General features: G+C 64.6%; 19 protein-coding genes and 1 riboswitch. Of the genes, 17 read left to right on the forward strand and 2 right to left on the reverse strand.

Annotation, left to right across the window (positions count from 1 at the left end; all coding sequences use genetic code 11):
- Positions 1 to 11 precede the first annotated feature (11 nt).
- The 5 genes from hpaE to hpaR all read left to right on the forward strand — a co-directional run bounded on the left by hpaE (position 12) and on the right by hpaR (position 4,837).
- On the forward strand, positions 12 to 1,523 hold the full coding sequence (gene hpaE, locus GRZ55_RS10060; protein ID WP_169286781.1) for a 5-carboxymethyl-2-hydroxymuconate semialdehyde dehydrogenase: 1,512 nt from the start codon (positions 12 to 14) through the stop codon (positions 1,521 to 1,523).
- Positions 1,524 to 1,609: 86 nt separating this feature from the next.
- Complete coding sequence (hpaD, locus tag GRZ55_RS10065) at positions 1,610 to 2,590, forward strand: 3,4-dihydroxyphenylacetate 2,3-dioxygenase (protein WP_169286782.1); 981 nt, start codon at positions 1,610 to 1,612, stop codon at positions 2,588 to 2,590.
- Positions 2,591 to 2,605: 15 nt separating this feature from the next.
- On the forward strand, positions 2,606 to 3,484 hold the full coding sequence (locus GRZ55_RS10070; RefSeq protein ID WP_169286783.1) for a fumarylacetoacetate hydrolase family protein: 879 nt from the start codon (positions 2,606 to 2,608) through the stop codon (positions 3,482 to 3,484).
- Positions 3,481 to 4,275: a 2-oxo-hept-4-ene-1,7-dioate hydratase gene (gene hpaH / locus GRZ55_RS10075; RefSeq protein WP_169286784.1), complete on the forward strand. Its 795-nt coding sequence runs from the start codon at positions 3,481 to 3,483 to the stop codon at positions 4,273 to 4,275. The genes GRZ55_RS10070 and hpaH overlap by 4 nt, the downstream gene beginning before the upstream one ends.
- A gap of 67 nt (positions 4,276 to 4,342) precedes the next feature.
- Entirely contained in the window at positions 4,343 to 4,837 is a 495-nt protein-coding gene (gene hpaR / locus GRZ55_RS10080; RefSeq protein ID WP_169286967.1) for a homoprotocatechuate degradation operon regulator HpaR, read from the forward strand.
- On the opposite strand, the gene GRZ55_RS10085 is transcribed toward hpaR, so the two are convergent.
- Together GRZ55_RS10085 and GRZ55_RS10090 are read right to left on the reverse strand one after the other, a co-directional pair.
- Positions 4,834 to 5,463: a methyltransferase domain-containing protein gene (locus tag GRZ55_RS10085; RefSeq protein ID WP_169286785.1), complete on the reverse strand. Its 630-nt coding sequence runs from the start codon at positions 5,461 to 5,463 to the stop codon at positions 4,834 to 4,836. The genes hpaR and GRZ55_RS10085 overlap by 4 nt on opposite strands.
- Positions 5,454 to 6,710, reverse strand: a complete 1,257-nt coding sequence (locus GRZ55_RS10090) for an aminopeptidase (RefSeq protein ID WP_169286786.1) — start codon at positions 6,708 to 6,710, stop codon at positions 5,454 to 5,456. Before GRZ55_RS10090 ends, GRZ55_RS10085 begins: the two co-directional genes overlap by 10 nt.
- Before the next feature lie 207 nt (positions 6,711 to 6,917).
- Positions 6,918 to 7,139, forward strand: a riboswitch (cobalamin riboswitch).
- A gap of 106 nt (positions 7,140 to 7,245) precedes the next feature.
- On the opposite strand from GRZ55_RS10090, the gene GRZ55_RS10095 reads away from it, so the two are divergent.
- From GRZ55_RS10095 to GRZ55_RS10150, 12 genes are all read left to right on the forward strand, one after another.
- Positions 7,246 to 8,094 carry a (2Fe-2S) ferredoxin domain-containing protein gene (locus tag GRZ55_RS10095; RefSeq protein WP_246734655.1) on the forward strand — a complete coding sequence of 283 codons (849 nt, stop codon included), beginning with the start codon at positions 7,246 to 7,248 and terminating at the stop codon, positions 8,092 to 8,094.
- Positions 8,087 to 9,583: an ABC transporter substrate-binding protein gene (locus GRZ55_RS10100; RefSeq protein ID WP_169286787.1), complete on the forward strand. Its 1,497-nt coding sequence runs from the start codon at positions 8,087 to 8,089 to the stop codon at positions 9,581 to 9,583. The genes GRZ55_RS10095 and GRZ55_RS10100 overlap by 8 nt, the downstream gene beginning before the upstream one ends.
- A gap of 6 nt (positions 9,584 to 9,589) precedes the next feature.
- Positions 9,590 to 10,510 (forward strand): ABC transporter permease, encoded by a 921-nt coding sequence (locus GRZ55_RS10105; RefSeq protein ID WP_210257303.1) that lies wholly within the window; start codon positions 9,590 to 9,592, stop codon positions 10,508 to 10,510.
- Positions 10,507 to 11,283 carry an ABC transporter permease gene (locus tag GRZ55_RS10110; protein WP_169286788.1) on the forward strand — a complete coding sequence of 259 codons (777 nt, stop codon included), beginning with the start codon at positions 10,507 to 10,509 and terminating at the stop codon, positions 11,281 to 11,283. The genes GRZ55_RS10105 and GRZ55_RS10110 overlap by 4 nt, the downstream gene beginning before the upstream one ends.
- 65 nt (positions 11,284 to 11,348) lie before the next feature.
- Positions 11,349 to 13,877 (forward strand): fused MFS/spermidine synthase, encoded by a 2,529-nt coding sequence (locus tag GRZ55_RS10115; RefSeq protein WP_169286789.1) that lies wholly within the window; start codon positions 11,349 to 11,351, stop codon positions 13,875 to 13,877.
- A 77-nt stretch (positions 13,878 to 13,954) separates the two neighbouring features.
- Complete coding sequence (locus tag GRZ55_RS10120; RefSeq protein ID WP_169286790.1) at positions 13,955 to 15,268, forward strand: ferric reductase-like transmembrane domain-containing protein; 1,314 nt, start codon at positions 13,955 to 13,957, stop codon at positions 15,266 to 15,268.
- Between the two features lie 148 nt (positions 15,269 to 15,416).
- Entirely contained in the window at positions 15,417 to 16,742 is a 1,326-nt protein-coding gene (gene gdhA, locus GRZ55_RS10125) for an NADP-specific glutamate dehydrogenase (protein ID WP_368856607.1), read from the forward strand.
- Positions 16,743 to 16,809: 67 nt separating this feature from the next.
- On the forward strand, positions 16,810 to 17,646 hold the full coding sequence (locus GRZ55_RS10130) for a MaoC family dehydratase N-terminal domain-containing protein (protein ID WP_169286792.1): 837 nt from the start codon (positions 16,810 to 16,812) through the stop codon (positions 17,644 to 17,646).
- Between the two features lie 102 nt (positions 17,647 to 17,748).
- Positions 17,749 to 18,768 (forward strand): nicotinate-nucleotide--dimethylbenzimidazole phosphoribosyltransferase, encoded by a 1,020-nt coding sequence (cobT, locus tag GRZ55_RS10135; protein WP_169286793.1) that lies wholly within the window; start codon positions 17,749 to 17,751, stop codon positions 18,766 to 18,768.
- 37 nt (positions 18,769 to 18,805) lie between these two features.
- Positions 18,806 to 19,555, forward strand: coding sequence for a precorrin-6A synthase (deacetylating) (gene cobF / locus GRZ55_RS10140; RefSeq protein WP_246734656.1), 750 nt, complete (start codon positions 18,806 to 18,808; stop codon positions 19,553 to 19,555).
- Between the two features lie 97 nt (positions 19,556 to 19,652).
- Positions 19,653 to 20,099, forward strand: coding sequence for a MarR family winged helix-turn-helix transcriptional regulator (locus tag GRZ55_RS10145; RefSeq protein ID WP_169286794.1), 447 nt, complete (start codon positions 19,653 to 19,655; stop codon positions 20,097 to 20,099).
- A gap of 38 nt (positions 20,100 to 20,137) precedes the next feature.
- Positions 20,138 to 23,365, forward strand: a complete 3,228-nt coding sequence (locus GRZ55_RS10150; protein WP_169286795.1) for a 4Fe-4S dicluster domain-containing protein — start codon at positions 20,138 to 20,140, stop codon at positions 23,363 to 23,365.
- Positions 23,366 to 23,379 lie beyond the last annotated feature (14 nt).

The raw sequence follows: 23,379 nt of genomic DNA on the forward strand, positions 1-23,379 counted from the left end.
CGAGGACGCCCATGTCGACCCTGCAATCCAATCTCGCCAAGGCGAAAGGCTATCTCGCCCGATTCGAGTCCGGCGGTGTGGCCAACCACATTGGGGGCGAGAAGGTCTGGGCGGACGGCGACCGGACCTTCGAGACAATCTCACCGATCGATCTGGCGCCGCTGGCCAACGTGGCCCGTTCGAGGGCTTCCGATGTCGATCGAGCGGCGAAGGCTGCCAAGGCCGCCTTCCGCGAATGGGCGGCCATGGAGGGGGCCGCCCGGCGCAAGCTTCTGCATCGCATCGCGGATGCCATCGAGGCGCGGGCCGAGGAAATCGCCTTCACCGAGTGCATGGACACGGGCCAGGCGCTGCGCTTCATGTCGAAGGCTGCGCTGCGCGGGGCAGAGAACTTCCGGTTTTTCGCCGATCTGGCGCCTTCGGCGCGAGACGGCCAGGCGCTGCGCGGCCCCGGGCAACTTAACGTGACGGGGCGCTTTCCCATTGGGCCGGTCGGGGTCATCACGCCCTGGAACACGCCGTTCATGCTCTCGACCTGGAAGATCGCGCCGGCGCTCGCCGCCGGATGCACCATCGTGCACAAGCCCGCCGAACTCTCGCCGTTGACGGCCTCGCTGCTGGTCGAGATCGCCGAGGAGGCGGGGTTGCCCAAGGGCGTGTGGAACCTCGTCAACGGGTTCGGGGAGGAAGCCGGCAAGGCACTTTGCGAACATCCCGACATCAAGGCCATCGGCTTCGTCGGCGAAAGCCGCACCGGCTCGATGATCATGAAGCAGGGGGCCGATACGCTGAAGCGCGTCCACTTCGAACTCGGCGGCAAGAACCCGGTCGTCGTCTTCGCCGATGCGGATCTGGAGCGCGCCGCCGACGCTGCCGTCTTCATGATCTACTCGCTCAATGGCGAGCGCTGCACCTCGTCGTCGCGGCTTCTGGTCGAGGCTTCCATCCACGATGCCTTCGTGAAGAAGGTCGCCGAACGCGCGAAGCGCATCAAGGTCGGCCATCCGCTGGATCCCGACACGGTCGTCGGCCCGCTGATTCATCCCAATCACGAGAAGAAGGTGCTGTCCTACTTCGATCTGGCGCGAAAGGAAGGCGCGACGATCGCCGCCGGGGGCGAGAAGGTCGGCAAGGAGGGCTGTTTCGTTGCGCCGACGCTTTTCACCAACGCCCGCAACGACATGCGCATCGCGCAGGAGGAGATCTTCGGGCCGGTGCTGACCGCCATTCCCTTCGCCGACGAGGCGGAGGCGCTGGAACTCGCCAATGGCGTGCAATACGGGCTGGCCGGCTATCTGTGGACCTCTGACATCACGCGCGCCATTCGCTTCTCGGAGGCGATGGAAGCGGGAATGATCTGGGTCAATTCGGAGAATGTGCGTCATCTGCCCGCGCCCTTTGGCGGCACGAAAAGCTCCGGCATCGGCCGTGACGGCGGCGACTGGTCGTTCGACTTCTACATGGAGACCAAGAACGTCGCCTTCGCGACAGACCCGCGCAAAGTGCCGAAGCTCGGCGGCTGACCGCCCGCGCGTCTTGCGCTCAATCAAGGAGGGATGCGGCCCGCGCCGCATGATCGAGCGCCCAGGCGCATTTTTCGGAGGACTGAATGCCCGTACCCGCCCCAAATCTCTATCCCGAGTTCAACATCGTCCGGCTGTCGCATGTCGAACTGGTCGTGCGCGATCTCGCCGCCAGCCGCGCCTTCTATGCCGACACGCTCGGCTTCCAGGTCACCTATGAGGATAGCGAGCGCTTGTGCTTTCGCGGCCTGGAGGAGCGCGGGCACCATTGCATCGTGCTCACCAAGGGCGACGAGCCGGCCGCCGAGGTGCTGGGCTTCAAGCTCTATTCCGCCGCCGATCTCGACCGCGCCTATGGCTTCTTCTCGGCGCGGGGACTGCCTGTGTCATGGGTGGAACGTCCGCATCAGGGCCGCACCTTGCGGACCAGCGATCCGTTCGGCGTGCCGCTGGAATTCTATTGCGACATGGAAAAGCTGCCGGCCATCCACCAGCAATACAAGCTCTATCGCGGTGTGCGTCCGCTGCGCATCGATCACTTCAACTGCTTCTCGATCGATGTCGACGCTTCCGTCGCCTTCTACAACGGGCTCGGCTTCCGGGTGACGGAATATACCGAGGACGAGGAAACCAAGAAGCTCTGGGCGGCCTGGATGCACCGCAAGGGCGGCGTTCACGACATGGCCTTCACGAATGGCCGCGGCCCGAGGCTGCATCATGTCGCCTTCTGGGTGCCGACGCCGCTCGCCATCATCGACCTGCTCGACCTGATGTCGACCACCGGCTATCTTGCCAACATCGAACGGGGACCCGGTCGGCACGGGATATCGAACGCCTTCTTCCTCTATGTGCGCGATCCGGACGGGCACCGGGTCGAAATCTACTGCTCGGACTATCTGACGGTCGATCCCGACCTGGAGCCAATCAAGTGGGATCTGAAGGACCCGCAGCGCCAGACCCTTTGGGGGGCGCCGGCGCCGAAGAGCTGGTTCGAGGAGGGCACCCACTTTACGGGTGTTGGCATCGAGGAGGCGACCCTGAAAGCCCAGCCCATCGTAGCCCCCTGACAACGGAGTGATTACTTGACCGACCGTCCCCGCCTCGCCGCCTTCTTCGCCAACGGCCGCAGCCATTACGGGCTGGTGACGGGCAGCGGCGTCGTCGACCTCTACTCCCGCTATCATGATCGTTGGCCCACGCTGCGCGAGGTCATCGAATCGGATGCGCTCATGCGCGTGGCCGATGCCTGCGCCGGTGCGGAGACGGATTTTTCCTTCGACGACATCGCCTGGGAAATCCCGATCCCGGCGCCGGAAAAAATCATCTGCGTCGGCGTGAACTATCCCGACCGCAATGCGGAGTACAAGGACGGCCAGGACGCGCCCGAGAACCCGTCGCTCTTCGTGCGCTTTCCGCGCTCCTTCGTTGGCCATGAACAGCCGATCGTGCGCCCGCTTGCCTCCGAGCAGCTGGATTACGAGGGCGAGGTGGTGATCGTGATCGGCAGGGGAGGGCGCCACATAGCCGAGGCCGACGCGCTTGACCATGTCGCCGCCGTTTCGCTCTCCAATGAAGGAACGATCCGCGACTGGGTGCGCCACGCAAAGTTCAACGTCACACAGGGCAAGAATTTCGATGCGTCGGGCGCCATGGGGCCATGGCTAGTGCCGTTCGAAGACGAAGCGCAGATCGCCGATATCGGGCTGGTGACGCGCGTCAATGGCGAGGTCCGGCAGGAGGACCGCACAAGCCGCATGATCTTCTCCTTCCGCCGCATCATCGCCTATGTGTCGACCTTCACCACATTGGTGCCGGGCGATGTCATCCTGACCGGCACGCCGACGGGCGCCGGCGCGCGGCTCGACCCGCCGGTCTGGCTCAAGCCCGGTGACGTGGTGGAAGTCGAGGCCGATGGCATCGGGATCCTGCGCAATCACATCGTCGACGAGGAACCGGCATGACGCGTGAGGAAATCCGGGCCGCCGCCGCCGCTCTGGACGAGGCGGAGCGGACACGCTCTCAGATCGGGCTCCTGTCTCGCGCCCACCCGGAGATGAGCATGGACGATGCCTACGCCGTCCAGGCTGCCTGGGTGCAGAAGAAGCTGGCCCACGGGCGCCGGGTCATCGGGCGCAAGATCGGACTGACCTCCAAGGCGATGCAGGCCGCGCTTTCCATCGACATCCCCGATTCGGGCATCCTCTTTGACGACATGTTGTTCGAAAACGATGCGGCCATTCCACGCGACCGTTTCATCCAGCCGCGCATCGAGGCCGAAATCGCCTTCGTCATGAAGTCCGATCTGAAGGGCGATGTGGGCATCGACCAGGTTCTCGACGCCACGCATTATGTGCAGCCGTCGCTGGAAATTCTTGATACCCGGATCGTCCGCATGGATTCCGAGACGGGTGCCACACGCAATGTCTGCGACACGATTTCCGATAATGCCGCCAATGCCGGCATCGTGCTTGGGGGCGAGAAAATCGGACCGCGCGCGGTCGATCTGCGCTGGATCGGCGCCATCGTGATGAAGAATGGCGAGGCCGAGGAAACCGGCCTTGGCGGCGGCGTGCTCAATCATCCGGCCGAGGGCATCGTTTGGCTGGTGCGACGACTGGCCGAGTATGGGGATTTCATCAGGGCGGGTGAGATCGTCCTGTCGGGCTCCTTCATCCGTCCGGTGGAAGCCCGTCCGGGTGACGCGATCGTCGCCGATTTTGGCGGTTATGGGTGCGTGAGCTGTCAATTCTGAGGAGCGTTTCGTGACAGAGAACCGCCCTGCGAATGTTCGCTTGAGGAGCTTTTCCCGATCGCTGCCGATGGCGCTTCTGGTGGCACGCGAGGCGGTGATGAACCGCTTCCGGCCATCGCTCCACCTGTTCAATCTGACCGAGCAGCAGTGGCGCGTCCTGCGCGCGCTGAGTTCCGTGCATCAGGTCGAGGTGATGGACCTCGCCAAGGCGACTTGCCTTCTCGCCCCGTCGCTGTCGCGCATCCTGCGCGATCTGGAAGCGCGCGGGCTGGTGGCGCGCGAACATCCCGAAGCGGACATGCGAAGATCGTTGATCTCCATCAGTTCGAATGGACTCATGCTGATCGATGCCGTCGCGCCGCTGTCCGAAGGCACCTATGCCGAGATCACCGAAACCTTCGGCAAGGAGCGCATGGAGTTGCTGCACGGCCTGTTGAAGGAACTGACGCAGGCGCTCGACGCGCTGCCGCAGCGCGATCATTCCGGTGTGGAGCTCGACGGGGAGGTTGCCGGTCTCCTCAATGAAAGGCGCCGCGGCCGTCCGCGAAGCGGAAGCGGCTAGGGACCGCCTGAGGCGGGCCTGGTGAAAGCCGCCATCTGAGAAGGGCCGCCAAGACGCCGATGCCCTTCGGGCACGGGCTTGAAGACGACAGCATAGCCCCATTGCGACGCGATGCGTCCTGCCCATTCCTCGAACGTGTTCCGATCCCATTCGAAGCGATGGTCGTGATGACGGAAGCGCCCCTCGGGCACGCCAAGCAGTGGATTATACTCGCTGTTCGGCGTCGTCAGAATGACGGTTTCGGGTCGCATGAGGGAGAAGAGAGCCGCTTCGGCGGCCGGCAAAGCCGCCGGGTCCAGATGCTCTATGACCTCCAGCAGGACGGCGCAATCGAATCCCGCCAGCTGTCCGGGCTCGTCGGTCAGCGAGCGCACATCCAGGCGCACATCCCCAGGAAGCGTCATGTTCAGCGTTTCCAGACGCAGGCGGGCTGTCTCGATGGCGCCGGCGTGAAGATCAAAGCCCCACAAGCGTTCGACCTGCGGCAGGCGTGCCAGTTCCACCAGAAGATCGCCGTCGCCGCAGCCGAGATCGAGGATGGTGCGGGCACCGCTTGCCCGTACCTCGTCCAGAACGGCTTCGATACGTCTTCGATGAAGGCCGCTCCCGTCGCGGTTCAGGCCCATTCGCCTTTGCGGAAGACCGGTACGCGGCTGCCGTCCTGGTGCACGCCGTCAATATCGATCTCGGCGGAGCCGATCATCCAGTCAACGTGAATGACGCTCTCGTTGCCGCCGCGCTCGGCGATCTGTTCGCGGGTCAGCGACCCGCCGTCGCGGAAGCATTTGGCATAGCACTGCCCGAGCGCGATGTGGCAGGCGGCGTTCTCGTCAAAGAGCGTGTTGTAGAACAGGAGCCCGCTTTGCGAGATCGGCGAGCCGTGCGGCACCAGCGCCACCTCGCCAAGCCGGCGCGCACCTTCGTCGGAATCGAGCAGTTTCTCCAGCACCTTCTCGCCGCGCGACGCCTGCGCCTCGACGATCCGCCCTCCTTCGAAGCGCACCCGGATGTCGTCGATAAGGCTGCCTTGGTGCGACAGAGGTTTGGTGGAGGAGACGTGACCCTCGACCCGTGCAGCATGCGGCGTGGTGAACACCTCCTCGGTCGGAATGTTCGGGTTGCAGATGATGCCGTTCTTGGCCTGCGAGGCGCCGCCCATCCATTCATGCCCATCGGCGAGACCGACTGTGAGATCGGTGCCTGGTCCGGTGAAATGCAGGGCGTGGAAATTCTGACCGTTGAGCCAGTCGGAGCGCTGCTTCAGCGCGGCATTGTGCTCTTCCCAGCGCGTCACCGCGCCTTCCGTGTCCACCCGCGAGGCAGCAAAGATCGCATCGGCCAGTCGGCTGACCGCCTCGTCTGCCGACAGCTCGGGGAAGACGCGCATGGCCCAGGCCGTGCCCGGCCATGCGATGATGTTCCAGTTGATGTTGAAGCCCGTGATGCGCTCGCGCGCCGGGGTATAGGCGATCGAATTCGCCTTGTTGGCGCGCCCGACTTTCTCCGGGTCCTCGTTGGCGAGCAGCATGGGATCGTCACCGACGATGGCGAGCCTGGCCGTGTTTTCGTCGAAGGCCTTCCCCATGCCGTCATAAAGCCAGGTCGGCGCCCGGTCGAAGCTTTGCTCCTCGGCGTGTCTGAACCGAGCGAGCGACAATTCCGGATCGGAGAGCAAGGGCGTGACGACACCCGCGCCCGCCTCATAAGCGTGCACCGCAATCCGCCGGACGAGCGGGAGCGCCTCCACAGGAGCGGTCAAGAGCAGGTCCTGGCCGCGCTCGAGCCGCAGCCCGACCTTCACAGCAACCTCCGCCAGCCTGTCGAGTCTGACTTCGTCGATGGGTATGGCGGCAACCGGGGACTGGAGGTTCATGGCGTTCCTTGAGGACAAGTATCTTGGCCGCGAAACTAGGTTCGGCATCGAGCCTGGTCAATGGCAGCTTCCCGCGCTCGTTGCCGATTGCGCACGCGCCCGCGCTTTCGAAAGCTCTTTACAAACGTAATAACATAACGCTATCGGAGCAGAGCCTTCTCTGATTGCCGGAGGACGAAAGCAATTGACAAAGCCGTCTGATTTTCCGACCGTCCGCCCGGTCAAGGTTCTTTCAGGTCGGAGTTTTCCGGCGTGGAAGCTAAGAGGGAATCCGGTGCCCCCCGGCGAGAGGGAAATCCGGAGCTGCCCCGCAACTGTAAGCGGCGAGCCGCTTTGTCGAATACGTCACTGGCATCTCGATGCCGGGAAGACAGGCAGAGCGACGACGACCCGCAAGCCAGGAGACCTGCCTGACCTCATAGAGTTCCGTGGGCGGGGTGTACCATGGGAACGCACGCGCATTTGGGAAGTCTGCCTGCCGGCAGGTCTTTTCGCTCGTGGTTTCCGCTTCTCCCATCCGCACTGAGGAGAAGCGATGATGCAGTCGACCAGGACCGGCAAACTTGATCAGGCATCTGCCGGGCATGGCGGCCGCGCGGTGCTGCTCGTCGCGCGCTCGGCCTTCGCCGCCGCCCCGCATCGAGAGATGGCCCGGATCGCGACACGCGCTGGTCGCCTGCCGGGCGTCGACCGGGCCGAATTCTGCTTCATCGAACAGGGCACGCCTTCGCTGCTGGAGCGGCTGCTCGAACTGAGACGCGAGGGGCTGGCGGAGATCACCCTCGTGCCGCTGATGCTGCCGATCGAGCCCGGCTTCAGAAACTGGCTCGTCCGATGCCTGCGACGCTGGCAAGGCGAAGTTCCCGGTCGGTGGCCACGCCTAAGTATCGCCAGTGGGCCTGCGGAGAGCCCGGCGCTCGAAACCCTGCTTGAATCCGTGCTGACGGACGAACGTGTGGAGATCATTCCCGAACCTGGCCGCCCGCTGGCGGTCGAAGGCTCGATCGTGCCGGCACAGAAACGCCGCGTCCTTGTCTGTGCGGGGCGTGCCTGCAACGAGGCTGGCGCGGACGCGATCTGGGGCCACCTGCGCAACTGTCAGGAACGGCGCAAGCTGCGCGTGACGGGAGATGGCGTGATGACGGCCAAATCCACCTGTCTCGGCCCGTGCAGTCTCGCGCCGGTGCTGCAGGTGTTTCCCGAAGGAACCTATTATGGGGGCGTCACCGAAGCCGCCATCGACGCCATCGTTGAGGAACATCTACTCGGCGGACGGGTCGTTGAAAAACACGCATATCCACCGACCGGCAGGAAGCAACGGCTGCGCGATCCGCACGCCGACTCCGCCACGCCTTATCGAGAAAAGGACGAAATTCATGCATGACAAGCACACAAGACTTCTCGCAGGGCTGCTGACAGCCGCTTTCGCCGCCACTGCGCCGGTCGCCGCCATCGCCCAGGACAAGCTTCAGGTCGGCGCGACCTTCCTGGCCAGCGGGCTCGACCCGGCGCGCGGGTCCAATGGCTGGTCGCTGGTCAGCCACGGCATCGGGGAAAAGCTCTTCATGGTCGACGCCGAAGGGCGTCTCGTGCCGGAACTGGCGGAGCGGGCAGAGCGCATCGATGAGCTGACCTGGCATGTCAAACTCGCTGAGGGTCGCTACTTTTCCGATGCAAGACCTGTGACTGCTGAAGCCCTGGCAGAAGGCTTTTCCAATACATTCGCCAACAACTCTACCGCGCGCTCTACGGGAGGCATGATCGAGTTCTCGGCGTTCGACGATCACACGCTGGCAGTCCAGACGGAGCGGCCCGTGGCCTATATCGAGGCGCTGTTCGCCGAATGGCCGCTGATCGCCTACACGCTCGATGATGATGGCGAAGCGGTCTTCACCGGCCCCTATGCCGTCGAATCCTTCCATCCCGACGACCGGATCGAGCTGGTCGCCAATCCGTATTTCGAGGGGGCGGATGCGCGCTCCGACCTGACGCTGCGCCGCTTCGGCGATGCGCAGACCCTGGCGCTCGCCTTCGAGGCTGGGGAACTCGATCTGGCCTTCGGGCTTCCCTCCGAGATGGCGCCTCGGCTGGCGGCACAGGCGGGGCTGGAGGTGAAGTCGTTCACGGTTGGCTATCAATACATGGCGATCCTCAATCTGGACCGGCCCGCGCTGCAGGACGAGGCCGTGCGGCAGGCGATCGACCTTGCCATCGACCGCGAGCAACTCGTGGCGGCCATTAATGGCGGCGTGCCGGCGACGGGCGCCTTCGCGCCCTATTTCCGCTTCGCGCCAGCCGACCCGCGCCCCTCAGACGTCGAGGCGGCCGCAGAATTGCTTGCCGACGCCGGCTATCGTGCCGGCAGTGATGGCGTGCTGGAACGTGATGGCGAGCGCTTGTCCGTGCGCATCCTTGCCTATCCGCAGCGACCGGATCTGGTGACCATGCTGCCGGTCGTGCGCGCGCATCTGACCGGTCTCGGCTTCGAGGTCGATACGCGGGTGGTGGAGAATGTCAGCGAGGCTGCGGCCGACGGCGACTTCGACATATTCCTCTGGGCCCAGCACACCGCGCCTTCCGGCGACCCTGCCTTCTATTTCACTTCCATGCTCCGAAGCGGCGGGCCGATCAATCACAGCCGCTACGCGGATCCGCAATTCGACGAAATCCTCGACCGTCTTGTAGAGGCGGAGGATGCGGAATTGCGTGCTGAACTGGCACTCGACGCGCAGGACCGTCTCTTCGAGACCGTTCCGGTCGTCTACCTCGTCTCGCCGCAATGGCATGTCGGGCTTTCGGAGAGGCTGGCGGGATACGAACCTTGGGGCTCGGACTATCACGTCCTGCGCGCCGAGATCGGCCAAGGTCGGTAGGGAAACATGGCACGGCTGGCAATAGGGAGCGGCATTCGCGCGCTCGCCAGCCTGCTGGCGGTGTCGCTTGGGGCATTCTTGCTGATCGCGCTCATGCCGGCCGACCCGGTCATGATCGCGATCCGCGCCTGGAACCTCGCGCCCACGGAAGAAACAGTGGCCGCGTTGCGCGAGAACTGGGGCCTCGACCGGTCCCTGCCTGAACGATACGTGATCTGGCTTACCGGGTTCGTGGCCGGCGACTGGGGACTGTCCTTCCGCACTGGCGAACCGGTGCTGACGGAGTTCCTGCGCCGACTTCCCCTGTCGGTTGGCGTCGGCGTGTCGGGTCTCCTCCTGGCGATCGCGCTCTCGGTGCCACTCGGGCTGGCCGCCGCCCAGCGACCGGGTGGATTCGCCGACCGCTTCAGCCGGCTCATTGCCATCTCCGTGCAGGCCGTACCGGCGTTCTGGATCGGTCTCGTGGCGATCTGGCTTCTGGGTGTCCATCTCCAGATCGTGCGGCCCTTCTCGGGTGGACCGAGCATCGTCGCGATTGCCACTGCCATCATCGCACTGCATTCGATGGGGGTGCTTTCGCGCGTCTATCGCAAGGACATGCTGGAGCAGGCGAGCCGGCCGCATTTCCGCACCGCGCTGGCCAAGGGTCTCTCGCGGCATCAGGCGCTCTGGCATCATTGCCACCGTAGCGCCTTTTTCGCGCTGCTCGCGGCGGTCCGTTCCGAAGCAGGCTGGGTCATCGGCTCGACCGCCACGCTGGAGGTGTTGTTCGGCCTGCCGGGCATCAGCCAGTTCCTGGTGCAGAGCATCGCGGTTCGCGATTATCACGTGCTTATCGCCTATGTGATGGTCGTCGCCGGATGGATGCTGCTGATGAACGCAATCCTGCAGTTTGCCATGCGCCGGCTCGATCCGAGGCACGCATGAAAGGCTCCCTTCTTCTCGGCGGCCTGCTCATGCTGCTTCTTCTCGGCGGGGTGTGGCAGCCACACGATCCCGATGCGATCGATCTGCTTGCGCGGCACGCCACGCCGTCGGTGGCCCATCCGCTGGGGACCGACCATCTCGGGCGCGATCTTCTCTCGCGGATGATGGTGGCGGGATGGCGCTCCGCACTCGTCGTGCTGATCGTAGGCGCGATCGGCCTGGTGGGCGGCTCGCTGCTGGGCACCGTCGCCGCATTGATGGGCGGCTGGGGCGAGGCTGTCATCGTCAAGATTGCCGAGACCTTCATCGTCGTCCCCACGCTTATCGTCGCCCTGGCAATGGCAGCGGTCATGGGGCTGTCGCCGACGAGTGCGGGCGTGGCGCTCGGACTGGCGGGTCTCGGACCCTACACGCTCTTGTCGAATTCCCTCACGCGGCGTCTGCTCGGCCAGCCTTTCGTGCTGTCGGCGCGGGCGATGGGTGCCGGAACTGCCGCCATGACGCTGCGCCACATTCTGCCCAACACCGCGCCGGTGCTGTTTGCCTATGTCGGCAGCAATGCCGGACAGGCCATCATCGCCTATGCGGCGCTCGCCTTCATCGGGCTGGGGGCGGATCCGACCCGGCCGGATTGGGGCGGCATGCTGTTCGAGTACCGGATGTTCGTTTTCGATTCGCCGATGCTCATGCTCTGGCCAGGCCTGGCGATCGCGGTCACGGCCGGGCTGCTGAATTGGGTCTTCGATCCCGAGGCCGTGCCGGCGGCGACATGATGCGGCTTGTGTCACCTGTAATTTCGCAACAATAACGCCCCCAGATTTCCCGGACTCCCTTTGCCATGAACCACTCGGCCCTTCTCGCCATCCTCTTCTTCATCTCCGGAGCAGCCGCCCTGATCTACCAGGTGCTGTGGGTGCGCGAACTGGGACTGCTCTTCGGATCGACCGCGGAAGCGGCTGCGCTGACGATCGCCATCTTCTTTGCCGGCATTGCGCTCGGCGGCTGGTTCTGGGGCGCGCGGGCCGGGCAGACACCGCGACCGCTCAGGACCTTCGGTCTTCTGGAGATCGGCGTGGCCATCACCGCGCTGGGGCATTTCCTGGTGGCCGACATCTATTTCGCGATCTACCCGACGCTTTACGCCGCGATGGGCGCTTCGCCGGTGCTCGAAACGTTTCTCAAGGCGCTTGTCGCCGCGACGATCCTGATGCCCTCTGCCTTCCTGATGGGCGGAACGCTGCCGCTGATGGGGCAGCACGTGGTCCGCGCCCGAGACGAACTCGGACGCCAGGGGTCGCGCCTCTACGCAATCAACACCGCCGGCGGCGCCACCGGTGCTCTCGTCGCTGGCTTCGTCCTGCCGATGGCGCTTGGCTATTCAGGTGCCTATCTGCTGGCGGTCGGCATGGATCTGCTGGTCGGTCTTTCGGCGGTCGTTCTGGCCAGGCGCGTGCTTCCGATGGCGACGCAGCAGAGGCAAGCCGCCTCCGCGAGCCGGCTTCCGTTCCTCATCTGGTCCGTGGCCTTCCTGTCGGGCGTCGTGACACTGGCAGTCGAGGTGATCTGGACCCGCCTCTTCGCACAGGTATTGCAGAACTCCGTCTACACCTACTCGCTCGTGCTCACGACATTTCTAGCGGCGCTTGCCCTGGGTGCGGGGCTCGCCAACTGGCTGGCCCGCCAGAAGGTCTTCCACCCCGGCCATGTGCTCAGCCTTCTGCTGTTCGGTTCCGCGCTCGTCGTGGCGGGCACGCCCTGGCTCTTTCATGCCGTGACCGGCGGGCTCGGCTATCTCGGGCATGGACAGGATTTCCTCGGCTACGTCCTCGCCGTCCTCGAGGCGGCCAGCATCGTGATGCTCCTGCCTGGCGTGGTGCTGGGCGCTGTGCTTCCCTATCTCCTGCGGCTCATGCAGGGGGAGGGAGCAGCTCCGGGAGCGGTGCTGGGCCGTCTCATTGCCGTCAACACGGCAGGCGCCATTCTCGGTGCGCTGCTGGCAGGCTTCGCGCTGTTGCCGGTGTTCGGCTCGTGGCAGTCCCTGCAGTTGCTCGCTGCCGTCTATCTGGTGCTGGGCGCCGCGACGCTTGGCATCATGGGCAACATCAGGCTGAGCGTGAAGGCGCCGGGCATGTTGCTTGCGATCACTGCGGCCATATTCGTGGTGACCGTTCCGCCCGAACTGGAGACGATCCGGATCAATCCCATGCGCGGCGAAAACCTCGTGGAGATGCGCGAAGGGCGCGCAGCACACACCGCCGTCATTGAGCGCGAGGGCAATCTGGCGATACGGGTCAACAATTACTACACGCTCGGCGGATCGGGCGCGATGATCGCGGAGCGCAACCAGACGCTGATCCCGCTGCTGGCGCATCCCGATCCGCGGGAGATTTTCTTTCTCGGCATGGGAACAGGCATCACTGCGGGGGCGGCGCTGTTTCTGGATCCCGAGCGCGTGACGGTCTGCGAGATCCTGCCGGACGTCGTGGAACTCGCCGAGGCGCATTTCGGCTCCTACACCAACGGACTCTTCGAAGACGAGCGCGTGACCATCCATGCGGAGGACGGGCGTCACTGCCTGGCGCGCAGTACGGCGCGTTACGATGCCATCATCGCCGACCTCTTCACGCCGTGGAAGGCGGGCACGGGCAATCTCTACACGCTGGAACATTACCGCATCGCTTCCAGTCGCCTGAAGGAGGGCGGCTTCTATGTCCAGTGGGTGCCGCTCTATCAGGTGTCCATGGCGGAGCTCGAAATCATCGCGCGCACCATGAATGAGGTCTTCCCGCAGCTGACGCTCTGGCGCGGCGATCTCTATGCGGAGCGGTCGATTCTTGCGCTTGTGGGGTCGACCGACGAGGCCCCGCTCGACATCTCGGTCCTGCGCGAGAATGCGCGTGCCACGGCGACGAACCCCGACATGCCGGATGCCTATTTCGAGGCGATGGGGCTCAAACTCTATGCCGGCAACGCCCGAAGCGGCCTTTTTGGCGATGCCGCGATCAACACCGACAACCGGCCGATCATCGAGTATCAGGCGCCGCGAACCCACCGCGCGGTGCTGACAGGCAGTGCCCGCTGGGTCACCGGCCTGGAGAGGGACGGGTTCTATCGGTTGCTCGCCGAGGCTCTTGCCCCTTCCTCCGATCCCTACCTGGCTGGTCTCGACGAAGACCGGCTCGGCTATGTCGACGCCGGTCGCATCTATGCCGCCTACCGGGGCCAGCATCACCGAGGCGAAAGCGAGGCAGCCGCGGAAAGCTGGCAGGCCTTCACCACGCTGACACCGGCCTTTGCGCGCCGGCCGGATTCGCCCGCCGGTCAGGTCGGAAGCGGGGTGACGATGTTCGGTCTGTCGGAGGACTGATCGCGCTGTTGCGGCCTCGCAAAGGCAACCAAACGCGGACAGGCCCGTTTCGCAGAAGGCCTGGATATGAAGTCGCGATGAGTTTGAAGATCATCTTTTGGATTGCCGCCGCCTTCGTGGCGGTTGCACTGCCCTTCCTCGTTCTCCTGTCGGGAGAGCGGGTCGAGGGGCATGCGCTGTTGTTCGACTTCTCGATGGGCCTGGGCTTCGGTGCACTTGCGCTGGCCAGTCTCCAATTCGCACTGACGGCCCGATTCAGGCGCATGACGCATCCTTTCGGCGTCGACATTATCTATCTGTTCCACCGCTATCTGGCGATCGGTGCCGTTGCGGTGATGCTCGGACATTTCGCCATCCTTTACATCTGGTACGAGCCGGCACTTGGCGTGCTCAATCCGCTGGAAGCACGCTGGGAACTCACATCGGGCCGCGTGGCGCTCGGCTGCTTCATCGTGCTCGTGGTCAGCTCCGAATTCCGCAAGTGGCTGAAGCTCGAATATGAGCTCTGGCGTTACCTGCACGTGGCCCTTGCCGTCATAGGCTTCGGCGCAGCCGTCGCGCATGTGCTCGGCGTCGGCCGTTTTACGGCCGCGGCCGACCAGCGCGCGCTCTGGCTGGGGGTCACGCTGGGCTGGCTCGTGCTGCTGCTTTGGGTGCGACTGGGCAAGCCGTGGAAGCAGCGCAACAATCCGTGGAAAGTGGTCGACAATATCGAGCGCCATGGTGGGGTTCATTCGCTGGTCTTCGAGCCCCAGGGCAGGGCGTTGTCGAAATGGAAACCGGGACAGTTCGTCTGGCTTACCCTGGAAAATTCGCCCTTCGGCCTGCGCGAGCATCCCTACACCATCTCCAACGCGCCGGAGCAGGGGCCGAACATCATGCTTTCCATCAAGCCGCTCGGCGATTTTTCGGAACGGGCCGTGGGGACCGAAAAGGGCGCCACCGCCTATATCGATGGTCCCTACGGTGTGTTCTCGATCGACAGCCATCCCGACGCGACAGGTTTCGTCCTCATCGCAGGCGGCGTCGGTATCACGCCCATTATGTCCAATCTCCACGCCATGCAGGCGCGCAATGACCGTCGGCCCGCAGTGCTCTTTTACGCCAATTCGAGCTGGGATGACGCCGCCTTTCGTGACGAGCTCGAAACGCTAAGCGGGCAGATCGACCTCAAGGTGGTTCACATTCTGGAGGAAACGCCCGATGACTGGGACGGCGAGGAGGGCTATCTCGACAAGGAAATCATGGAACGCCACCTCCCGGCCGATCGTAAGGGTTTCCGCTATTTTCTATGCGGACCGACACCGATGACCGATGCCGCCCGGAAGGCGCTGACCGATCTTGGCGCACCGCTCACGCACATCGATTCCGAAATCTTCGACATGGTCTGACGGAGAGCCTCATGCGTCCGCAAATCGCGCTTGCCATCGCAATCCTTTTGACCGGCTTCACCGTACTGTGTGCGGTGCTCTTCGCCGTGGTGCTTAACTAGAAAGGTCTTCCATGTCCGACCGCGCGGCCGCGCTGACGCGCGAATTGATGTCCGAGATCGCCGCCTGGCACGCGGGCGAGGAGGAATATCTCCAGGCCGTCGAAGAAGTCGTGCGGGCCGTCATCACGGTTGAGAAGGCCGATGCGCAGTACACGGCCGCCCGCGTCCTGCGGCGGCTGGCGGAGCCCGACCGCGTCATCGCCTTCCGCGTTGAGTGGGCCGATGACAAGGGCGAGATCCGGCTCAATCGCGGCTGGCGGGTGCAGCATTCCAACCTGATGGGGCCGTATAAGGGCGGGCTGCGTTTTCACCCCTCGGTGACACGCTCGATCCTCAAATTCCTGGCCTTCGAGCAGACCTTCAAGAATTCCCTCACCGATCTGCCGCTCGGCGGAGGCAAGGGGGGCTCGGATTTCGATCCCTCAGGCCATTCGGATGCCGAAATCATGCGGTTCTGCCAGGCCTTCATGGGCGAACTCGTCCGCTATATCGGCCCCTCGCGCGACGTGCCGGCCGGCGACATCGGCGTGGGAACGCGGGAGATCGGCTATCTGGCGGCCGCCTACAAGCGGGCTACCGGCGAGGCGGAGGGCGCGATCACAGGCAAGGCGCTCTGCATCGGCGGGAGCGAATTGCGGGTCGAGGCGACGGGGTACGGGCTTGTCTATTTCGTCTGCGCCATGCTCGCGCGTGCGGGAGAGGAGATCGAGGGCAAGCGGGTGGCGATCTCCGGCAAAGGTAATGTCGCGCGTCACGCGGCGCGCAAGGCCATGCAACTTGGTGCGACGGTGGTGAGCCTGAGCGATTCTTCCGGCCTTATTGCCGCTGAAGATGGGTTGAGCGTCGAAGCGCTGGACTGGATCACCGCGCGTGCCGATGCCGGCCAGTCCGTGGACACGCCGCCAAAGCGCGTGGGATTCGAATATCTGCCCGGAAAGAAGCCATGGCAAATCGAATGCGACATAGCTCTGCCTTGTGCGACCCAGAACGAGCTTGATGCGGACGATGCGCGCGCGCTCGTCGAAGGCGGTTGCCGCTTTGTCGCCGAAGGCGCGAACATGCCTTTGACCAACAAGGCCGCGGCGGTTCTGTTGAAGGCGGGAGTTCTCCATGCACCCGGAAAAGCGTCCAACGCCGGGGGAGTTGTGGTCTCGGCCCTTGAAATGCGCCAGAACGCGGCCTTCCGTTCGATGCCGGCCGAGGAGGTCGACGGCCTGCTTCGCGACATCATGGTCGGCATCCACAGGCTGATCTGCGAGGAGGCCAATCGCGGCACGGCCAAGTCGACGGCGGAGGTCGACTATGTTCGCGGCGCCAACATCGCCGCCTACCGCAGGCTGGCCCGCGCCGTCGTCGATCATGGTCTGATCTGACGCTTCGCTGCTTGCGCTCCGCACGCCGTCCAACCCACAATGCGGTCTCGTGAATGGGGAGGGCGAATTGTCAGGAACCGAATACGCAGCCTATGTAGGGCGGTCGCGCCGTGCGCAAGACACCGTCGAACCCTGGCGCGTCGAAGCCCTCGCGGCATCACTTGATCTTGAGCTTGATGCCGCGCCCGGCGCGCCGCTGCCACTGCCGTTCCACTTCGCGCTGTTCCGCGAGACGACACCGCGATCGGCGACATCTCCCGACGGCCATCCCCAGCGCGGAGTCTTCCTGCCGCCAATATCGTTGCCACGACGTATGTTCGCCGGCGGGCGCATGGTTCAGCACGCCCCGCTGGCGATTGGCGGGGAGGTCGAGCAACTGGAACGAATCGCAGCCGTCGAGGACAAGGCCAGCGCTGGCGGTCGCCTGGTGGTGGTCCGCGTGGAGTACGAGTATCGCCAGGAAGGTCAGCTCTGCCTGAGCGAGGAACGCGACCTGATCTATCTCGAAGATCGAGGCCCGACTCCGGCCCCGGGGGCAAGCGAGACGGTGGCGGATGCGGCATGGCAGCGCGACTGGGAAATCGATCCGGTTCTCCTGTTTCGCTATTCCGCACTGACCTTCAACAGCCACCGTATCCACTACGACCAGCGCTACGCGAGAGAAGAAGAGGGCTATCCCGATCTCGTCGTCCACGGCCCGCTTCTGGCAACGCTGCTGTGCCGGCTGGCGGAAGAGGAAGCCGGCCGTGCCATCCGGAGCTTCCGTTTCCGGGCCATGCGGCCCTTCTTTCTCGGCTGGCCCGTCCGGCTGAGGGGGCAGCCGGACGGCGAGGGCGGAGGACTAGTCGAAGCGCTGACGCCATCCGGGGAGGTGGGCATGCAGGCAACTTTCGCATTTGCCTGAGCCAATACGAAAAGCCGGGGACGATGTCTGGAGCGTCCTTCATGCAGCAGGCGAATCTGCCACAAGGTACATCTCTTCCCAACTCCGAGATGAGAGGACACCATGGCTGCCAGCCTGCCGACAGGAAGTTTCGCCGAACTGAAATTCAGCCTCTCCGATCTTCGTGGCCCCGACGCTTCGGCCATGGAAGCCGCGCGGCAACGTCAGTTGGAACTTACCAAGCCGCCGGGCTCGCTCGGGATGCTGGAAGATCTGGCGGTGTTCCTGGCCGGCTGGCAGGCGCGCGAAAAGCCGATCCTCGATCGTGCCCAGGCGCTGATCTTTGCCGGCAATCACGGCGTCTGCGCACAAGGGGTCAATCCGTTCCCGCAGGAAGTCACCGCGCAGATGGTTGGCAATTTCCAGAATGGCGGCGCGGCGATCAACCAGCTCTGCCTGGCCAATGGTTGCGACCTGGGGGTAATCGCCCTGGAGCTCGATCGGCCGACAGGCGATATCAGCCAGGGACCCGCCATGGACGAGGCGGAAACACTCGATGCCCTGCGCCAGGGGGCAGAAGCCGTCGATCCGCAAGCGCAGCTTCTCGTTCTCGGCGAAATGGGGATCGGCAATTCGACCATCGCAGCCGCGCTGGCCTGTGCGGTCTTTGGCGGTAACGGGGCGGACTGGGCCGGGCCGGGCACTGGTGCGGATACCGAAGGCGTTTCGCTGAAGGCACGTGTCGTCGACCGCGCGGTGGAAGCCAACCGTGCAGCGATCGGTGATCCACTGGCGACACTCGCCGCGCTCGGTGGGCGCGAGCAGGCCGCGATCTGCGGTGCTGTCCTGGAAGCGCGCGCACGGCGCATCGTGGTCATTCTCGATGGCTTCATCTGTACGTCGGCGGCCGCCGTGCTGCACCCCTTCGCCGGAGCCTTGGATCATTGCGTCGCCGGTCACGTATCAGCCGAACCCGGGCACCAGCGCCTGCTGGCGGCCATCGGCAAGACACCGCTCCTGTCGCTCGGCATGCGGCTTGGCGAAGGTTCGGGGGCTGCGCTGGCGGTGTCGGTCCTGCGCTCGGCGGTGGCCTGCCACAACGGGATGGCCACCTTTGCGGAGGCTGGCGTGGCGGGGGGCTAAGCGCCATGCTATCCGCGGTGGACCGGAGGTACAGCTCTTGGAACTCAAGCTCATCGGCATCGGGACCGGCAATCCCGAGCACCTGACCCTGCAGGCCATTCGCGAGATGCGCGACTGCGATCTCATCCTCCTGCCGCGCAAGGGGGCCGACAGGCAAGACCTCGCCGATCTGCGGCGTGGCATCTGCGAGGAACATCTGGGCGCGACCACCCGCATTGTCGAGTTCGACATGCCGGTGCGCAATGAGGCCATCATCTCCTACCGGCAGCGTGTCGACGCCTGGCACGACGAGATCGCCGAACGCTGGATGGAGGCGATTTCGGCTCATGGAACTGCCGGCAGGGTGGGGCTTCTCGTCTGGGGCGATCCTTCGCTCTATGACAGCACGATCCGTATCGCCGAGCGGCTGTCGACGCGTGTGGATCTGCAACTCACGATCATCCCCGGCGTCACCTCGCTGCAAGGGCTCACGGCAGCACACGGCATCCCGCTCAACGAGATCGCAAAGCCCGTCGTCATCACGACCGGCCGCCGCCTGCGCGAGGAGGGTTTTCCCGACGGCGCGGACACGGTTGCCGTCATGCTCGATGGCGAGTGCTCCTTCACCTGCCTTGATCCCGCCGGGCTCGACATCTGGTGGGGGGCTTATGTGGGCATGGCGCAGGAGGCCATCATGGCCGGCCCGCTCCGCGACCTGGCCGGCCCCATCGAAACACGCCGCGCCGAACTCCGCGCCGAAAATGGCTGGATCATGGACATCTACCTGCTGCGTCGGCGAACAGCCTGAACGCTCCGGCGAGGGTCATGGTGCCCGATTACCGGTGGCAACTACTTAGTTGACATCGGTAACTAATTGCTCCCATTCTCCGGAAGCGGGAGGAATGATGACGGATTTTCAGCTGCACCAAAGACTGGGCTACCGGGTCTCGCGCCTGTCGCGCATCATGCAGTCCCGGCTCGAGGGCCTGATCGCCAAACAGGGCCTGACGCGGCTGATGTGGTGCGTGCTCACCGGCGTCGGCGAGGAGGGTGTCACGACCCCTTCCGACCTTGCGGATTATATCGGCATCACTAGGCCTGCCACGTCGCGGCTTCTTCGCGAGATGGAGGCCAAGGGCATGGTTGCACGCAATGGCAGCGATGCGGACGGACGGGGCAGGACCGTGTCCGTCACCCCGCTCGGGCGCGATCTGCTGGAAGCCGCGCGTCCGTCGATTGAAGCCGTCAACGATCACTTCACGACCAAGATCGCGCCGGATGAACTGGCGCTGGCCATGTCCGTGCTGGACCGGCTCGCCGCTGGTGAGGACGAACAGCTCACGCGGCTTTGAACGCGTAATGCGGCCATTGCGGCCGGGAGGAAGATGTCATGCGTTTCTTTTCCTACAAGGACCGGCCGGTTCATCTGGGGCCCTTTCCGCTGGAGCGGCTTCGGCGCAGCCAAGAGGCCCCCGATCTCGATCGTCTGCCAGAGATCGAGCCGCTCGCCTTCCATGCCGACGATCCGCACTCGCTGACCCATGCCATGGCCCGTTTCATGGGCATGTTCGATACGGTGCGCGACGGCGCGATCGTGCATGGCGAGGCGGAGGTGCCAGCCGACCCGGTCGAGCGCAGCAAACATCTGAAGGCGGCAGGCTACTATTTCGATGCGTCCATGGTCGGCGTCGCGCGGCTGAACGAGGCGCATTTCCTTTCGCAGCCATTCCGCAACCCCGTGATCGACCAGATCAGGTCCGAACTGGAGGCCGGTCAGCCGAAGAGTTATGCGGCAGGCGTCGACATGGTCTATGCCGACATTCTGGAGTCGGCCCGAACCACGCTCGAGCCGGCCCGCCACCACACGCATGCGCTGGTCTTCCTGGTCGAGCATGTCCGCGAGCCGCGACGGGACGAGCCTGGTACGGACTGGCTGCATGGCACCCAGGCTGAGCGGGCCGCACTGCTGACGGCCAACACGGCGATCGTGCTTGCCAACTACATGCGCATGTTGGGTTTCGAAGCACGCGCTCACACGGCCACAACATCGGAGATCGATCTTCGTCGCCTTGCCGTCTCCTGCGGGTTGGCTGGCATGGTCGAGGATGGCAACGGCGTGGCGATCGAGAACGCCTATGTCGGCCGGCGCTTCGGCCTCGCCGCCATCACCACCACGATGGAGATGGCGCCGGATTTGCCGCTCGCCCCCGACCTCGGGCGGAACGGGCTTGCCTCGCACGGTCCGTCCTGGTGGCTGGGCAAGGGCACGGCGCGCAAGGCGTCCACGGTCGAACCCTATCGCGACCGCGAGTTCCGCAAGGGCCCCCACCCTTTCGAGACGCTGAAGCGGCGCGACGAGCCCACCACCTTCATCGACGAGGAACGCGTGCCGCGTTTTCCGAAGCGGGCGGATTTTTTTGCCAGGGCGCTGTTCGGCGACATGGGCAAATCCGTGCAGGAAGCGGCCAAGGGCGGCATGTATGTGATGAAAAGCCCGATCGGCGCCTGTGCCCGCCGCGCGCTCGGCGCGCTGCTCCTGCTGCAGTTCGGCGAGGCGCGCGGTCCGGTCGCGCCGCAGGCGGCCGATCCGAAGCGCAACGCCGAGAACCTGAAAGCTGCCGCCTATTATCTGTCGAGCGACGCCGTCGGCCTCTCGCGCGTGCCGCAATGGGCCTATTATTCGCATGATGCCGGTGGCAACGAGCTTGCGGCTTATCATGACAGCGGCATTTCGATCCTGATCGACCAGGGTCATGAGACCATGGAAGGCGCCAGCGGCGACGACTGGATTTCGGTCGCGCAGTCCATGCGCGCCTATCTGCGCTTCTCGCTTCTGGGCGGGGTCATCGCCGAACAGGTGCGGCGTCTCGGCTATTCGGCGCGGGTGCATTCCGTGCTCGACGGTGATGTGCTGCAGCCGCCGCTGCTGCTTCTGTCCGGCCTGGGCGAAGTCAGCCGCATCGGCGAGGTGATCCTCAATCCGTTCCTCGGGCCCCGGCTCAAATCCGGCGTGGTGACGACCTCCATGCCGATGGCCCATGACAAGCCGATCGATTTCGGTCTCCAGACATTCTGCTCGAACTGCAACAAATGTGCCCGCGAATGCCCGTCCGGCGCCATCACCGCCGGTCCGAAGCTGATGTATAACGGTTACGAGATCTGGAAGTCCGACGCCGAAAAATGCGCGCGCTACCGACTCACCAACACGGCGGGCGGCATGTGCGGGCGCTGCATGAAGACCTGCCCCTGGAACCTCGAAGGCCTGTTCTCCGACGCCGCCTTCCGCTCGATTGCCATGAACTTTCCGCAGATGGCGCCGGCCCTGGCCAAGCTCGATGACCAGCTCGGGCACGGGACCATCAATCCGGTCAAGAAGTGGTGGTGGGACATCGAGCTCGATCCCAGGGCGGGGCGCTACGTGACGGCAGGCGCCGTCAATATGCGTGGCCTTTCGACCGAGATCGACCTGAAATACGAGGACCAGACACTCGCCGTCTATCCGGCCGATGTCATGCCCGCGCCCTATCCGATCATCCAGCCGCTGAACCGCGAGGAGGGGATCAAGCGCTATCGCTCCATGCTCACGCCGCAGGCCTATCGCGAGCGGCTTTCGAAGGGCGAAACCGAGGGTCTGGCGCCTGGCCCGCGCCATCACGAGGAGAAGCCGCCCGTTTTTCCAGTCGTGGTTTCCAGGCGCGAGGATCTGTCCGAGGATGTCGTGCGCTTCGAACTCACATCCGCCAATGGCTCGCCGCTGCCGCCCTTCACGGCGGGCGCCCATATCGATGTCGTCATCGCGCCGGAATATCAGCGGCAATATTCGCTGGCCGGCGATCCGGCCGACAGTTCGAAATACGTGCTCGGCATCCAGCGCGAAAAAATGGGTCGGGGCGGTTCGCTTCTCATGCACCGCGTCTTTCGCGAAGGCCGGCGCATCTTCGTCTCCGAACCGCGCAATCACTTCCCGCTCGATGAAGAGGCCGACTTCACAGTGCTGATGGGTGGCGGCATCGGCGTGACCCCGCTTCTGACCATGGCTCACAGGCTGCATGTGTTGAACAAGGATTTTCTGCTTCATTATTCAGCCCGGGCCCGCGAGGAATGCGGCTTCGTCGACGAGATCGAGGCCCAGCCCTGGGCGGACAAGGCCGGCTTTCACTTTTCCAAGGAAGGTGGGCGGGGCGATTTGTCGGCGCTCATTCCCGAATATCGCCGCGGCATGAAGCTCTACACCTGCGGGAGCGACCGTTACATGGATGCCGTTTTCGAGGCGGCCCGCGGCAGGGGCTGGCCGGAAGAGGCGTTGTCCAAGGAGTATTTCACCGTTCCCGAGCCGCCGGATTACGTGAACCATCCCTTCCTTCTGGAACTGGTGAATTCGGGACGCGTCATCGAGGTGCCGGCGGAGAAATCGGCGACCGACGTCCTCGCCGAGGCGGGTATCCACATCTCCACCAAATGCTCGGACGGCATTTGCGGGGTCTGCGCCTGTGGCCATCTGGGCGACGAGATCGAGCACCGCGACTACGTGCTGTCGGCTGCCGAGCGTGAAAAGCGCGTTATCCTCTGCTGCTCGCGCGCGAAGGCGCCGGGTGGCCGGATACGGGTGGCGCTCTAGCGCGTCTTTCGCGC

The sequence above is a fragment of the Chelativorans sp. ZYF759 genome, assembly GCF_012911015.1.
Classification (GTDB): Bacteria; Pseudomonadota; Alphaproteobacteria; order Rhizobiales; family Rhizobiaceae; genus ZYF759.

Coding starts and splice junctions, on each gene's coding strand:
- hpaR (WP_169286967.1), top strand. CDS start 4,343: ATGGCGCTTCTGGTGGCACGCGAGGCGGTGATGAACCGCTTCCGGCCA.
- GRZ55_RS10145 (WP_169286794.1), top strand. CDS start 19,653: ATGACGGATTTTCAGCTGCACCAAAGACTGGGCTACCGGGTCTCGCGC.
- GRZ55_RS10110 (WP_169286788.1), top strand. CDS start 10,507: ATGAAAGGCTCCCTTCTTCTCGGCGGCCTGCTCATGCTGCTTCTTCTC.
- GRZ55_RS10115 (WP_169286789.1), top strand. CDS start 11,349: ATGAACCACTCGGCCCTTCTCGCCATCCTCTTCTTCATCTCCGGAGCA.
- hpaH (WP_169286784.1), top strand. CDS start 3,481: ATGACGCGTGAGGAAATCCGGGCCGCCGCCGCCGCTCTGGACGAGGCG.
- GRZ55_RS10105 (WP_210257303.1), top strand. CDS start 9,590: ATGGCACGGCTGGCAATAGGGAGCGGCATTCGCGCGCTCGCCAGCCTG.
- GRZ55_RS10100 (WP_169286787.1), top strand. CDS start 8,087: ATGCATGACAAGCACACAAGACTTCTCGCAGGGCTGCTGACAGCCGCT.
- GRZ55_RS10120 (WP_169286790.1), top strand. CDS start 13,955: ATGAGTTTGAAGATCATCTTTTGGATTGCCGCCGCCTTCGTGGCGGTT.
- GRZ55_RS10095 (WP_246734655.1), top strand. CDS start 7,246: ATGATGCAGTCGACCAGGACCGGCAAACTTGATCAGGCATCTGCCGGG.
- hpaE (WP_169286781.1), top strand. CDS start 12: ATGTCGACCCTGCAATCCAATCTCGCCAAGGCGAAAGGCTATCTCGCC.
- hpaD (WP_169286782.1), top strand. CDS start 1,610: ATGCCCGTACCCGCCCCAAATCTCTATCCCGAGTTCAACATCGTCCGG.
- cobT (WP_169286793.1), top strand. CDS start 17,749: ATGGCTGCCAGCCTGCCGACAGGAAGTTTCGCCGAACTGAAATTCAGC.
- GRZ55_RS10090 (WP_169286786.1), bottom strand. CDS start 6,710: ATGAACCTCCAGTCCCCGGTTGCCGCCATACCCATCGACGAAGTCAGA.
- gdhA (WP_368856607.1), top strand. CDS start 15,417: ATGTCCGAGATCGCCGCCTGGCACGCGGGCGAGGAGGAATATCTCCAG.
- GRZ55_RS10085 (WP_169286785.1), bottom strand. CDS start 5,463: ATGGGCCTGAACCGCGACGGGAGCGGCCTTCATCGAAGACGTATCGAA.
- GRZ55_RS10150 (WP_169286795.1), top strand. CDS start 20,138: ATGCGTTTCTTTTCCTACAAGGACCGGCCGGTTCATCTGGGGCCCTTT.